General features: G+C 35.2%; 15 protein-coding genes and 1 pseudogene. All 16 read left to right on the top strand.

Annotation, left to right across the window (positions count from 1 at the left end):
- The first annotated feature begins 1 nt into the window (after nucleotide 1).
- The 16 genes and pseudogenes from BW732_RS11530 (at nucleotide 2) to atpA (ending at nucleotide 14,204) form a co-directional block, all read left to right on the top strand.
- Entirely contained in the window at nucleotides 2–499 is a 498-nt protein-coding gene (locus BW732_RS11530; RefSeq protein ID WP_228414969.1) for a LacI family DNA-binding transcriptional regulator, read from the top strand.
- Nucleotides 489–1,034 (top strand): LacI family DNA-binding transcriptional regulator, encoded by a 546-nt coding sequence (locus BW732_RS11525; protein WP_228414985.1) that lies wholly within the window; start codon nucleotides 489–491, stop codon nucleotides 1,032–1,034. The genes BW732_RS11530 and BW732_RS11525 overlap by 11 nt, the downstream gene beginning before the upstream one ends.
- A 142-nt stretch (nucleotides 1,035–1,176) precedes the next feature.
- Nucleotides 1,177–2,430 carry an ABC transporter substrate-binding protein gene (locus tag BW732_RS03130; protein WP_077275423.1) on the top strand — a complete coding sequence of 418 codons (1,254 nt, stop codon included), beginning with the start codon at nucleotides 1,177–1,179 and terminating at the stop codon, nucleotides 2,428–2,430.
- 11 nt (nucleotides 2,431–2,441) lie between these two features.
- A complete protein-coding gene (locus BW732_RS03125) occupies nucleotides 2,442–3,314 on the top strand; it encodes a carbohydrate ABC transporter permease (RefSeq protein ID WP_077275422.1) in 873 nt (290 codons plus the stop codon).
- A 62-nt stretch (nucleotides 3,315–3,376) separates the two neighbouring features.
- The gene (locus BW732_RS03120) at nucleotides 3,377–4,162 is read left to right on the top strand and encodes a carbohydrate ABC transporter permease (protein ID WP_418369029.1); all 786 of its coding nucleotides are present in this window, start codon (nucleotides 3,377–3,379) and stop codon (nucleotides 4,160–4,162) included.
- Between the two features lie 19 nt (nucleotides 4,163–4,181).
- On the top strand, nucleotides 4,182–5,807 hold the full coding sequence (locus BW732_RS03115; RefSeq protein ID WP_077275420.1) for a glycoside hydrolase family 13 protein: 1,626 nt from the start codon (nucleotides 4,182–4,184) through the stop codon (nucleotides 5,805–5,807).
- A gap of 145 nt (nucleotides 5,808–5,952) precedes the next feature.
- Nucleotides 5,953–6,132 (top strand): 2-hydroxymuconate tautomerase, encoded by a 180-nt coding sequence (locus BW732_RS03110; protein WP_077275419.1) that lies wholly within the window; start codon nucleotides 5,953–5,955, stop codon nucleotides 6,130–6,132.
- Between the two features lie 123 nt (nucleotides 6,133–6,255).
- Nucleotides 6,256–6,492: a preprotein translocase subunit SecG gene (gene secG / locus BW732_RS03105; protein ID WP_077275418.1), complete on the top strand. Its 237-nt coding sequence runs from the start codon at nucleotides 6,256–6,258 to the stop codon at nucleotides 6,490–6,492.
- Between the two features lie 84 nt (nucleotides 6,493–6,576).
- Entirely contained in the window at nucleotides 6,577–7,314 is a 738-nt protein-coding gene (locus tag BW732_RS03100) for an alpha/beta hydrolase (RefSeq protein WP_077275417.1), read from the top strand.
- Between the two features lie 13 nt (nucleotides 7,315–7,327).
- A pseudogene (gene rnr, locus BW732_RS03095) lies at nucleotides 7,328–9,696 on the top strand (ribonuclease R).
- 9 nt (nucleotides 9,697–9,705) lie between these two features.
- Complete coding sequence (smpB, locus tag BW732_RS03090; RefSeq protein ID WP_077275416.1) at nucleotides 9,706–10,170, top strand: SsrA-binding protein SmpB; 465 nt, start codon at nucleotides 9,706–9,708, stop codon at nucleotides 10,168–10,170.
- A gap of 326 nt (nucleotides 10,171–10,496) precedes the next feature.
- Entirely contained in the window at nucleotides 10,497–11,225 is a 729-nt protein-coding gene (atpB, locus tag BW732_RS03085; RefSeq protein WP_077275415.1) for a F0F1 ATP synthase subunit A, read from the top strand.
- Between the two features lie 58 nt (nucleotides 11,226–11,283).
- The gene (atpE, locus tag BW732_RS03080) at nucleotides 11,284–11,496 is read left to right on the top strand and encodes an ATP synthase F0 subunit C (RefSeq protein WP_077275414.1); all 213 of its coding nucleotides are present in this window, start codon (nucleotides 11,284–11,286) and stop codon (nucleotides 11,494–11,496) included.
- A gap of 91 nt (nucleotides 11,497–11,587) precedes the next feature.
- The gene (atpF, locus tag BW732_RS03075) at nucleotides 11,588–12,109 is read left to right on the top strand and encodes a F0F1 ATP synthase subunit B (protein ID WP_077275413.1); all 522 of its coding nucleotides are present in this window, start codon (nucleotides 11,588–11,590) and stop codon (nucleotides 12,107–12,109) included.
- Complete coding sequence (atpH, locus tag BW732_RS03070) at nucleotides 12,102–12,641, top strand: ATP synthase F1 subunit delta (RefSeq protein ID WP_077275412.1); 540 nt, start codon at nucleotides 12,102–12,104, stop codon at nucleotides 12,639–12,641. Before atpF ends, atpH begins: the two co-directional genes overlap by 8 nt.
- 30 nt (nucleotides 12,642–12,671) lie before the next feature.
- On the top strand, nucleotides 12,672–14,204 hold the full coding sequence (atpA, locus tag BW732_RS03065; RefSeq protein WP_077275411.1) for a F0F1 ATP synthase subunit alpha: 1,533 nt from the start codon (nucleotides 12,672–12,674) through the stop codon (nucleotides 14,202–14,204).
- The last annotated feature ends 7 nt before the right edge of the window (nucleotides 14,205–14,211 follow it).

Raw genomic sequence — 14,211 nt, 5'->3', positions numbered from 1 at the left:
TATGATGACAACGATTAAAGATATTGCTAACTATACAGGTGTCAGTCCAACGACGGTCTCAAATGTCATTCATGGACGTGTTGAAAAAGTGTCTGTTGAGACAAAAAATAAAGTTGAACGTGCATTAAAAGAACTTAATTATACGTCAAATATGGCTGGACGATTATTGGCAAAATATGGTTCGAAGATTATAGGTGTCATTATTCAGGATTCTGATGCATTAAAGGAACAGTTTTATGACAATCCGTATCATGGAGAATTAATCCAAGCCTTAGAGTATCATATTAGAGAGTCTGGCTATTTTTTGATGTTCCATCGGGTCGCTAATTTTGAAGATGGTGTTAAATTAATTGCTATGTGGGATTTAGAAGGTGTGATCATTTCTGGAGCAACGAATTCTGATATTAAAAATTGGCAAGCAAGTGTCACTATTCCAATTGTTTTTTTTAGATACCTATGGGAATTCAGAAGCGCAACCATTGCTAAATGTGGGAGTTGATGATTTTAATGGGGCTTATGATATGACCGTTTACTTAATCGAACAAGGATTAACTAAGTTAATGTTTATTGCAAAAGGTGAAACACCTGATGATTGGGCGGGCGTCGATGCAATGCGTGCTGCTGGTGTTAAACAGGCGGTTGCTGATTATCACGTATCATTAGAACTAATTGCAGCACCACCAACGTATCGTCATTACCAAGAATTTATTTTATCTTTAACAAAACGTTTGACCAAAGATTATTACGGTGTTTTTTTCGCTTCGGATTTACTTGCTATACAAGCAATTTCAGAATTTTATCAGCATCAATTACGTATTCCAACTGATGTGTCAGTTGCTAGTTTTGATGGAACACCTTATTCGTTATATGCGACGCCAAAACTAATGACGGTGTATCAAGATGTCAATAAAAAAGCAGAATTAGCCGTTCAATTGATGCTTAAAGCTCTCAATTCTCAGGAACGATTCAGTGAACATCTTTTGATTGATACAGAACTTTTACTTGGAGAATCGGTTAAAAAACTAATTAAATAGATAGCGGTTTCAAAAAAGTTGTTGACCAGTTACTTGAAACATGCTATATTTTACCCATAGGTGTTGCGTAACACCTATGGGATTTCGTTTATTTTTTTAATCTTTAGTGTTACGTAACACTAATTTATAGGAGGAAGGAATTATGCGACAACGGCATGCACTTATTTTATTATTTGTAGTTTTAAGTACTTTTTTAATCACTGGCTGTAAGAGTCAAGAGTCATCTAATAAAAAGACCATTGAAGTATTCAGTAGTAAGCCAGAAAATCAGTTAGTTTTTAAAGAGTTTATCAAAGAATTTGAGAGTGAGAATCCTGATGTTAAGGTCGTTTTTAGTTCACCACCAGATGCAGGGACAGTTCTTAGGACACGTCTTGTCAAAGATGATATTCCAAGTGTCATTGCATACGGCGGAGATATCACTTATACCGAGTTAGCAAATGTTGGAATGTTAGAAGATTTATCAACTTCAGGATTGGCTGATGAGCTAGTTCCAGCTTATAAGGAAATGACACAGGCTTTACAAAAAGATCAAAGTAAATTGTACGGTATTCCTTATGCAGCAAATGCTTCAGGTGTCATTTATAATGTTGATTTGTTCAAAGAACATCAGCAAGAAGTTCCAAAAACGTGGGATGAATTTTTAGCCGTTAGTCACTATTTTAAAGAACACGGAATTACACCAATTGAGGGAACATTTAAAGATTCATGGACACTAATGTCAATTTTTAATCCTTTGGCCGGTATTTTGACCGAACCAGATTTCATGCGCGAACGTCAAGAAGATAAAACGACTTTTATAAAAGGTTGGCAACAGCCAATGAAACAATTAACGGATATTATGACATTGACACAAAAAGATGCTATGGGAACAAGTTATGCTGATGGAACACAAGCATTTGCTAAGGGTGAATCAGCGATGATTATTAATGGTACTTGGGCAATTCCAGAAGTTAAAAAAACAAATGAGTCAATTAACATTGGTATTTTTCCGTTACCAGCAAGTAATAATCAAAGTAAAAATGTTGTAACGAGTGGTGTTGACGTGATGTTCATGGTTGGTAAAGATACAAATCATCAAGAAGAATCGAAGCGTTTCATTAAATTTATGATGGATAAAGAGCGTGCGACACGCTACATTAATGACCAATTTGCTTTTTCTGCAATTAAAGGTGTTAGTCAAAATGCTGAAACTTTAAATGGAATCAGCCCAATTATTGAAGAAGGTCGTGTCACTGATTTTATTGATCATTTTGTACCAAATGGTTATGACTTACCATCATTATTATCTGAATTTGCTTTAAAGCAAACATCGCATCCAGATGAAACGGTTAAAAACATTGATGACAGTTTAAAGACAATGGATAAGTCATACGATACAGCAAATTTTGAGTAGGAGGCAAAAAAATGAAGCGAACAAAACGGATTCATCCAACTTTTTATCTGATGGTAATACCCATTGCACTATTGTTTTTTGTTTTTCATACTATTCCGTTTTTAGAAGGAATTTTTTATAGTTTTACCGATTGGCGTGGTTATGGTGATTGGAATTTTGTTGGATTACGTAACTATTTACATATGTTTGTCGATAAAGATATTGCTCAGAGCTATTTGTTTACATTTAAATTTGCTATTGTATCAACCATTCTCGTGAATGTAATTGGTTTACTGATTGCATTAGGGTTAAACGCAAAAATTAAATGTCAGAACTTTTTAAAGGCGGTTTACTTTCTACCTTATATGTTAGGTACTTTGATTGTTGGGTATATTTTTAATTTTATTTTTGCTCACCTAGTTCCCCAGTTTGGGATTGCTGCGGGGATTGAAGCTTTAAGCGTGAATATTTTAGGAACAGAAAAAGCATGGATTGGGATGGTTGTTGTAACTGTTTGGCAATCATTGGCGTTTACAACACTGATTTATTTATCTGGCTTACAAACGATTGATCAAAGTATTTATGAAGCAGCCGATATTGATGGCGCGAGTGGATGGCAATTATTTAGACAGATTACATTTCCACTACTGGCACCATTTTTTACCATTAATATGGTGTTATCAGCAAAAGGTTTCTTAATGGCATTCGACCAAATTATGGCAATGACTAATGGTGGGCCCGGTATGTCAACAACATCTATTTCATTATTAATCTATAAAAAAGGGTTCACTGGTGGACAGTTTGCTTATCAGTCAGCAAACTCTGTTATTTTATTTTTAGTGGTTGTGATTATTTCAATTATCCAGTTACGTATTTTGGAAAAAAGGGAGGCTAACATGCAATGAGTCGTCTAAGAGGAATGTTTCTTAAAAATAATGGACAAGTAAATTGGCCGTTGACCATCTTGATGTTTTTATTAGCTATTTTGACCATTTTTGGTCCTCTATATATGACTGTCATGATTGCAGTCAAAGACCCTAGTCAAATGTCGAATGTTTTAAAATGGCCAACAACCTTTCACTGGGAGAATTTCCAACATGCTTGGGAATTAACAGATTATCCACAAAAATTTAAAAATACGTTAGTCATTACTGTAGTTAACTTAATTTTTACTGTCTTTACGAATAGTTTAGCAGCGTATGCTATCACACGTAAACGATCAACATCTAAATTTTTTAATGCGTTATATTACTATTTTATTAGTGCCATGTTTATTCCATTTAACGTTATTATGTTGCCGTTAGTTAAACAAGCATCATTTTTTAATTTAGATAACTTGGCTGGTATTATTTTTATCTATATCATTTTTGGGTTACCGATGAACACGTTTCTTTATACTGGATTCATTAAGAAAATTCCGGTAGCGTTAGATGAGGCAGCAGAAATTGATGGTGCAACGCCATTGCAAACGTTCCGCTATATTATTTTTCCAATGCTAAAACCGGTTCATGCAACTGTTGCTATTCTAAGTTTTATGTGGACATGGAATGATTTCTTGATGCCATTAATTCTACTAAGTAAGCCAGAACAACAGACATTGCAACTATCGCAGTATATTTTTCAAGGACAATTTTCTACGCAATATAATTTAGCTTTTGCCTCGTATTTATTAGTTATTTTGCCGGTTTTATTAATTTATATTTTCTTCCAAAAATGGATTATTGCTGGTGTAACAGATGGAGCAGTCAAATAAATCATAGGAGTGTTGTAAAATGAACGTTAAAGAAAATAAATGGTGGCAATCTGCCGTAGTCTATCAAGTTTATCCAAGAAGTTTTCAAGATACTGATGGTGATGGTATTGGTGATATTCAAGGAATTATTCAACATCTCGATTATTTAGAAAAGTTAGGAATTACTGCTATTTGGTTGAGTCCAGTTTATAAATCACCTAATGATGATAACGGTTATGATATTAGTGATTACCAAGATATTATGGATGAGTTCGGTACAATGGCTGATATGGATGAATTAATTGTTAAGGCTAGGGAACGTAATATTCGCATTATTATGGATTTAGTTGTTAATCATACGTCTGATGAACACCAATGGTTTGTTGAGGCTAAGAAAAGTAAGGATAATCCTTACCGTGACTATTATATTTGGCGTGATCCTGTAGATGGACAAGAGCCAAATGATTTAGTATCAACCTTTAGTGGAAGTGCTTGGGAATATGATGAAGCAAGTGGCCAATATTACTTACATTTGTTTAGTAAAAAACAACCAGATTTAAATTGGGAAAACGCGCAAGTTCGTCAAGAAGTCAATAATATGATGAATTTTTGGTTAGACAAAGGTGTCGGAGGTTTCCGAATGGACGTGATTGATTTAATTGGTAAAATTCCAGATGAAAAAATTACTGGTAACGGGCCCAAGCTACATGATTATTTACAGGAAATGAATCGTGCAACTTTTGGAAATCATGATGTCATGACAGTCGGAGAAACTTGGGGTGCAACACCTGAAATCGCAAAATTATATTCGAACCCAGAACGCAATGAATTATCAATGGTTTTCCAATTTGAACATATAGGCTTAGATCAACAAGAAGGTCAGCATAAGTGGGATTTAAAAAATCTAGAAATTAACGACTTAAAAGAGGTATTATCTAAATGGCAAACATCGCTTGGTGAAGAAGGTTGGAATAGTTTATTTTGGAATAATCATGACACACCAAGAATTGTATCACGTTGGGGAAATGACGGACTTTACCGCGAACGTTCAGCTAAAGCTTTAGCAATACTACTCCATATGATGAAGGGAACACCTTATATTTATCAAGGAGAAGAGATTGGGATGACTAATCGTCCGGTGACATCAATTGAAGAGGTTGAAGATATCGAAAGTGTCAACATGTATCATGAGCGTTTAGCAGAAGGTTACGCAAAAGAGGACATTATAACATCAATCAATGTGAAAGGTCGCGATAATGCGCGAACACCAATGCAATGGGATGATAGCGCCAATGCCGGCTTTACAACAGGAACGCCTTGGCTTTCAGTTAATCCAAATTATCATGAAGTCAATGTAGCAAAGGCTTTGGCAAATCCTAATTCGGTTTTCTATACCTATCAAACGCTTATTAAATTAAGAAAAGACCATCCAATTGTTGTTTGGGGTGATTATGAGTTGTTAGAAGATACTACTAATGAAATCTTTGCGTATAAGCGTCACTATCATGGACAAACTATTTTAGTCGTTGTTAATTTATCAGATAATGAACAAGAATTTATCTGCAAAGATGAGATAAAACATGTTTGGTTAACCAATACAGTAGCGCCAATTGATGTGACACGTACGGTTCTAGCACCATGGGAAGCGTTTGTTGTTGAACTTTAAAAAATAGAACGTCAGGTAACTTAATTAAATTATTAAGTTACCTGACGTTCTTATCTATTATTTTCTTACTTCCCTATATTTGCTAGTTACGTTTTTTTCATAATATGATACACTAAACGTAATTAAAATAGAAGGAGTGGTTACTATGCCAATCGTACATATTGAGTTATTAGAAGGCCGTACCCAAGAACAAAAAGATGCTATGGTAAAAGATGTGACGGATGCTATTTCAAAACATACTGGAGCACCAAAAGAAAATGTACATATCATTATTTCTGATATGGAAAAAGGAAATTATGCAGTCGGTGGCGTGACTAAAAAGTAAGAACTAATAGAGAGTGATAAACTAATATTTGTTAAATCGTAATTAATTCTAGAAATCTGATGTCAAGTATGCTAAAATTAACAAGATATCAAGTGAAATAGAAGAGATTAGGAGGGTACATTTGTGTATAAACTCTTATTAGCCATTATGTTGATTTTATCCGTATTAATTATTATGGCTGTTTTAATGCAACCAAGTAAACAAAATAGTGCAGCTAGTGCTTTTTCAGGAGGCGCAAGTGAACTTTTTGGTAAGACAAAAGCTAGAGGATTTGAAGCGTTCATGAAACGTGCAACAACTGTTATGGGTGTAGCATGGATACTTGTGGCTTTAGCACTAACATACTTATCATCAAAATAATTAAATTAGGTCTCCTGTTTCTGACAGGAGCCTTTTTTATTGTTACAATCAAGTTATAAATTATGAAGATACAGGTGAGTTAAATTGGAAAACACACATATTTATTTAAAAAATGGTCCACAAGCAATTTTATTATTGCATGCTTATACTGGTAGTCCCAATGATGTTGGCTTGTTAGCACGCCGCTTGGGTCGTGATGGATACACGGTTTTAGCACCACTGTTTTCAGGACACGGTACATTTGACCCAATTGATATTTTAGACGAGGGACCAGATGTTTGGTGGGAGGATGCCAAAAAGGCAATGGATTTTTTAAGAAAAGAAGGCTATGAGCATTTATTAGTCTTTGGACTTAGTCTAGGGGGGATTTATGCTATTCGTCTGTTAGAAACTTACCCCGATTATTTTATTGGTGGTGGATCGTTTAGTTCGCCGCTAATTGCTTCTAAAAATCACGAGATATATCCTAATTTTTTAAGATATTGCGAATATTTATATAAAAAGAATGGCATTGTTGGTGAATCGCTAGATAAAAAATTAGCCACATTAAATGAACCGTTAAAAAAACAGTTAGCAGACATTGCAACAATGACTGAGTATGTAAGTAATCATCTATACAAAATTGACGTACCTGTTTTTTTAGGACAATCTGGATTGGATGAAATGATTGATGCAACTTCCGTATATGAAGCAGCATCAAAATTATCAGCGATTAATCATGAGGTACATTGGTATGCCAATAGTACTCATGTCTTAACGATTAGTAAAGATCGTCAAGAATTTGAACAAGATGTTTGTCAATTTATTAAAAAATTAGTTTGAGAGGAGGAAAATAATGAAACAAACAGTTAAACAAAGTATTCAACAGTATATGGAAACGAGTACTAAAAAATCGTTCTCCATGGAGCAATTAGCCGAGGGGCTCGGGTTACAAAAAAGTCAAGATTTTAAATTATTAGTTCAGACAGTTGCGCAAATGGAACGAGAAAAGTTAGTTGAATTTACCCAAAAAGGTAAAATTAGACTAGCAAAACAAGAAACAATTCTTGAAGGGACATTTCGAGCAAATGAACGGGGATTTGGTTTTGTTGCGATTGAGGATGAAGAGGACGATGTTTTTATTCAAAAAGGGTTGACCAATTTTGCTTTAGAAGGTGATACGGTTCAGATTGAATTAATCAAGGCTGGAAATCCACTGGAGGATCAAGCCCCCGAGGGTAAAGTAACAAAGATTTTAGCACGCGGGTATACACAGCTTGTTGGGATTTTTACTAAATTTTCACCAGAAAAAGTTCGCGAAAGTAACTTATATGGTGTGGTCACACCAAAAGATAAAAAAATTACTGGCTATAAAGTTTTTATTACTGCAGATGGTATCGAACCGGAAGATGGTAGTGTTGTTCTAGTTGAACTGACGCATTATCCAGAAGCTGAGTATACGGGTAGTTTTGAAGGGTTGGTTAAACAAGTAATTGGTCATAAAAATGATCCAGGTATGGATATTTTATCAATTGTTTTACAACTGGGAATTCCAACTGATTTTGAGGAAGCGACGCTCAAGGAAGCTGAGGTTGTACCAGACCATGTTTCAGCTGAAGAAATTGAAGGCCGTCGCGATTTAAGAGATAAAGTTATTGTGACGATTGATGGTGCAGAAGCGAAAGATTTAGATGATGCTGTCCGTGTTGAACGTTTGGAAAATGGTAATTTTTTACTGGGTGTTTATATTGCAGATGTATCGCATTATGTGACTGAAAATAGTGCACTAGACGCTGAGGCTTTAGATCGTGCAACTAGTGTGTACCTAACAGACCGTGTGATTCCTATGTTGCCTAGAAAATTGTCTAATGGTATTTGTTCACTTAATCCTGATGTGGATCGATTAGTTATGTCGTGTGAGATGGAAATTACACCAACAGGTGATATTGTACACTATGATATTTTTGAAGGTGTAATCCATTCAAGTGCGCGAATGACTTATACTGCAGTCAACGAAATCTTAGAGAAGACGAATCCTGAGACATTGGCTACATATGCTACACTTATTCCATTATTTGAAGATATGGCCGTTTTACATCATATTTTAGAAGATAAACGAAATCAACGTGGAGCTATTTCTTTTGATAGTCGAGAAGCTCAAATTATTGTTGATGCAGAAGGGCACCCGCAAGATATCGTACTAAGAAGTCGTGGTACAGCAGAACGTTTGATTGAGTCATTTATGTTAGCTGCGAACGAAACAGTTGCGAAACACTTTTATCAATTAGATTTACCATTTATCTATCGGATTCATGAACAACCTAAGGAGGCCAAAGTTCAACGCTTTTTTGAATTTATTACAAACTTCGGTATTATGGTGAAGGGTAGTAAAGACGATATTGAGCCAAAAGAACTGCAAGGTGTGCTGGATCAAGTAGCAGGTCGTCCGGAAGAACCTGTTATTAATATGATGTTACTGCGTAGTATGCAACAAGCAAAATATTCTGAAAATGCGGTTGGCCATTATGGACTAGCTGCGGATGATTATACGCATTTTACGTCACCAATTCGTCGTTACCCAGATTTACTGGTTCACCGACTAATTAAAGTCTATCAAAAACAGCCAGTATCTCAAAAAACACAAGATAAGTGGGATGGTTTAATTCCAGATATTGCTGATCATAGTTCGAAAATGGAGCGTCGAGCAGTTGAAGCCGAACGTGAAACTGATAAAATGAAAAAAGCAGAATTCATGCAAGATAAGATTGGTGAAGAGTATCCTGGTGTTATTACTTCGATTACTAAATTTGGTATGTTCATTGAATTGAACAATACAGTTGAAGGCTTGATTCATGTTAATCAACTAAAAAATGACTACTTTTATTTTATTGAAGATCATTTGGCACTTGTTGGTGAACGCACGGGTATTGTTTATAAAATTGGACAAGCCGTTCGTGTGAAAGTCACAAAAGCGGATGCGGAAACACGTGAAATTGACTTTGATTTATTAGAAGCTGAAACACTTGAAGATGCAAAATTGCTTGCTAAACGCCCTAAATCAGGACATCAAAAAAAATCTGGCTCACGTGATAGTCGTGCTAGTGGGAATAAAGAGAGAAATAAATCGTCTAAAGATAAAGACAAGCTGACAAAAAAACTGGCAAACAGCCATTTTATAAAAAAGTCGCAAAAAAACCAAAAGGTAAAAAGAAAAAACGTAAATGAGGTGATTAGATGCCAAAAGGTGATGGAAGTTTAATTGCACAGAATCGAAAAGCACGCCATGATTATACAGTGATTGATACAATAGAAGCTGGGATTGTTTTACAAGGAACAGAAATTAAATCGATTAGACAAAGACGAATTAATTTGAAAGATGGCTTTGCCCGTGTCATGAATGGTGAGGTTTACTTAATGAACGTTCACATTAGTCCATATGAACAGGGGAATATTTTTAACCATGACCCTTTAAGAACACGTAAGTTGTTAATGCACAAAAAGCAGATTGCAAAATTAGTTAGCGAAACTAAAAATCAAGGGACGACTTTAGTTCCTTTGAAAGTGTATATAAAGAATGGTGTTGCGAAAGTATTAATTGGAATTGCTAAAGGTAAAAAGCAATACGATAAGCGTGAAGATATCAAACAACGTGATATAAAACGTGAAATAAGTCGCTCGTTAAAAAGTAGACAATATTAAAAAGTATAAAGCACATGACATTTTCTTCATTAAATGTCATGTGTTTTCTTTGTATGTTTCTTAATTCACAATGATAGCGCATTGATTCCTATTATGAAGACAATCCTTGCTATTAAAGGGATTTATTCACTAGAATTTAATAAAAAATCACTAATTTACTTTGTGTTATTACTCATTTGGTGGTATCATTATGCTAGTTGGTTTTTTCTGAAAATGATAGCCAACAATAGTCAGATGATTATCAAAGAATGTTTTTTTGCATCATCTTAACTGAGTAGTATAACTCCAATTACGGAGTATTTTCTAAAGGAAAAGGGGTGAAGTCTGTGGCAGAGAAATCCTGGATAGTGAATATTGGAGGAATATATTTTGATTTAACAGCATGTATTATGATCGTTCTCACTTGTCTAGTCGTCTTTGGAATTGTCTATTTTTGTAGTCGTAATTTACAAATGAAACCAAAAGGTAAACAAAATGTACTAGAATTCTTAATTGACTTTGTTAGAAACATTGTTTCTGATAATGTTCCAAGTAAGGAGATTAATAATTATCATTTGTTAGGTTTCACATTCTTTATGTTTGTTTTAGTTTCAAACGTACTAGGTTTGATAACGAAAGTTGTTCTATTCCGTGGTTCTGAAGAAATTTCGCTATGGAAAAGTCCAACAGCCGATCCATTAGTAACCTTAACCCTTGCATTTATGGCCATTATTCTAAGTAACTATTTTGGGGTCAAAAAGCAAGGTGTTAAAAATTATTTTGTTAATAGTTTTGCTAAGCCAACAGCAATACTATTGCCAATTAAATTAGTAGAAGAATTTACAAACGTCTTAACGTTGGGTCTTCGGTTATATGGTAATATTTTTGCAGGTGAAGTATTACTTTCTTTGATTGCTAATTTAGGTGCAAGCAGTCCTGTCAAATTTGTTTTGGCCTTGCCACTTGAAGTTATTTGGCAAGCATTCTCACTATTTATTGGTGGGGTTCAAGCATTCATTTTCGTGACGTTGATGATGGTTTACATCTCACACAAAATCGAACATGAAGAAGCGTAAGTAAAGTTTCGTAGTTAAAATTTTTTTAGTAAACAACAATATTAGGAGGAGATCAGCAATGCAATACATCGCAGCAGCTATCGCAGTATTAGGAGCGTCTATTGGAGCCGCTTATGGTAATGGACAAGTAATATCTAAAACAATCGAGTCAATGACTCGTCAACCAGAAATGTCTGGACAATTAAGAGGAACAATGTTCGTTGGGGTTGCCTTAATCGAAGCCGTTCCAATCTTAGGTGTGGTTATCGCGTTAATTTTGGTCTTCATGTAATATCTATGATGGTATCATATGACATCAGAGATATACCCTTGGCCATTCAAGGTAGTGGTCAATTGATGTTTAGGAAGGATGTAGGAATCAAATGAACAATTCATTAATCGTAGCTAGCTCTGGGCAAACTACGCTTAGTACAATCCTTTTTGTCATAGTTTCATTTATTATTTTGTTATTGGCTTTAAAGAAGTTTGCATGGGGACCAGTTGTCAATATGATGCAAGAGCGTCAGGACAAGATTGCTAACGACATTGATAATGCCGAAAAATCTAGAAATGAAGCTAGTTCCTTGTTGCAACAACGGGAAGATGATTTAAGGAAAGCACGTACTGAAGCACAGGGAATTATCGCTCAAGCTAAAGAAACCGCTGAAAATAGCGCTCATGCTATCTTAATTGATGCTGAAAAACATGCTAAGCAAATGAAAAAACAAGCAGAAGAAGATATTAAAAATGAGCGTAATCGTATGTTAGAAGATGCAAAACACGAGATTGCAGATTTATCTATTGAAATTGCTTCTAAGATCTTGAAGAAGGAATTATCGCCAGAAACACATCAAGATTTAATTAAATCAAGTATTGAGAAACTAGGAGTCATTGAAGATGACTAGACAATATGCCATAGCTAGAACTTACGGTAAAGCATTATTCACGGAAGCTGTTGAAACAAAAGAGCTTGCTGAAGTCTATCAAGAATTATTACAACTACGTGAAGTCTATCATCGTGTTCCGGATTTAGGCGAGATTCTAACCGATGATCGTTTATCTGGCTATGAAAAAGTTAATATTGTCAAAGATTTAGAAAATAATTTTGGTATTATCATTGCAAGGTTCATTCATACGGTCTACGATTATGGCCGTATGAACGATATGCCTGAAATTATTGATGAGTTTGAAAAACTTTATTATGAACATTTCGGTATCATGATAGTTGATGTAACAACTGCGATTGCTTTAACAATGGATCAAAGACATGAGCTAGAAGATAAACTAGCCAAACGTTTGAATGCCAATAAAGTAGTGTTACGTCCAAGATTAAATCCTGCCATTATGGGTGGGATCATTATAGAATCTGAGCATCGAATAATAGACCAAAGTGTGAAATCTCAATTAGAAAGAGTTCATGCTGAGCTATTAAGTTAATGCTTTTTGACAAGGTGAGAGGTGAAATACATGAGTATTAAAGCGGAAGAAATCAGTTCGCATATTAAACAGCAACTTGCTAAATACGAAGAGTCTCTAACTGTCGATGAAGTAGGTACAGTATCTTACGTTGGGGACGGTATTGCACGTGCTTACGGTTTAGAAAATGCAATGTCTGGAGAGCTATTAGAATTTGATAATGGCGTCTTTGGTATGGCACAAAACTTAGAATCTGATAGTGTTGGTATTATCATTTTAGGTGATTTTGGCGGTATTAGAGAAGGCGATAAAGTTAAACGAACTGGGAAAATTATGGAAGTTCCAGTCGGTGATGCCTTAATTGGTCGTGTTGTCAATCCTTTGGGTCAACCAATTGATGGCTTAGGCCCAATTAATACACGAAAAATGCGTCCAATTGAAGCAACTGCACCAGGTGTAATGGCACGTAAATCTGTTGATGAACCTTTACAAACTGGTATTAAAGCAATCGATGCTTTGGTTCCAATTGGTCGTGGACAACGTGAGTTAATCATTGGTGACCGTAAAACAGGTAAAACGTCAATTGCCATTGATACGATTATTAATCAAAAAGAGCAAGACATGATTTGTATTTATGTTGCCATTGGACAAAAAGAATCTACTGTCCGTAATCAAGTTGAAACACTTAAGAAATATGGTGCCTTAGATTATACAATTGTTGTCTCTGCCAGTGCATCACAACCAGCACCACTATTATATTTGGCTCCTTATGCAGGTGCAGCGATGGGTGAAGAATTCATGTACAATGGCAAGCATGTTTTGGTAGTCTATGATGATTTATCAAAACAGGCAGCAGCTTATCGTGAAATTTCCTTGTTATTGAGACGTCCACCAGGTCGTGAAGCTTTCCCAGGGGATGTTTTCTACTTGCATTCACGTTTACTAGAACGTGCTGCAAAATTGAATGATTCTTTAGGTGGCGGTTCAATGACAGCTTTACCTTTCGTTGAAACGCAAGCTGGAGATATTTCAGCTTATATTCCAACAAACGTTATCTCAATTACTGATGGTCAAATTTTCTTAGAAAGTGATTTGTTCTATTCTGGTGTGCGTCCAGCGATTGATGCGGGTCTTTCAGTTTCTCGTGTTGGTGGGTCTGCACAAATTAAAGCCATGAAGAAAGTAGCGGGAACACTACGGATTGACTTAGCAAGTTATCGTGAATTAGAAGCCTTTACGCAATTTGGTTCAGACTTGGATGCTGCGACGCAAGCTAAATTAAATCGTGGTAAACGAACTGTTGAGGTACTAAAACAAAATGTTCATGAACCAATTTCAGTAGAAAAACAAGTATTAATTCTATATGCATTAACAGACGGATTCTTAGATACTATTCCAGTTAATGATATTCCTAGATTTGAAAAAGAAGTATGTGATTATGTTGAGAATAACTATCCAGCTATTTTTGATACGATTAAAAATACAAAAAACTTACCAAATCCAGATGATTTAAATAAAGCCATTGAAGAGTTCAAAGGAATCTTTTCATCAAGTACATTTTCAGTAGCAGATGAATTGAAATAATCTTAGG

This window comes from Vagococcus penaei (assembly GCF_001998885.1).
GTDB classification, from domain to species: Bacteria; Bacillota; Bacilli; order Lactobacillales; family Vagococcaceae; genus Vagococcus; species Vagococcus penaei.
The sequence above is the reverse complement of the archived record's forward strand: the minus strand, read 5'-3'. Positions and strand labels throughout refer to the sequence as shown.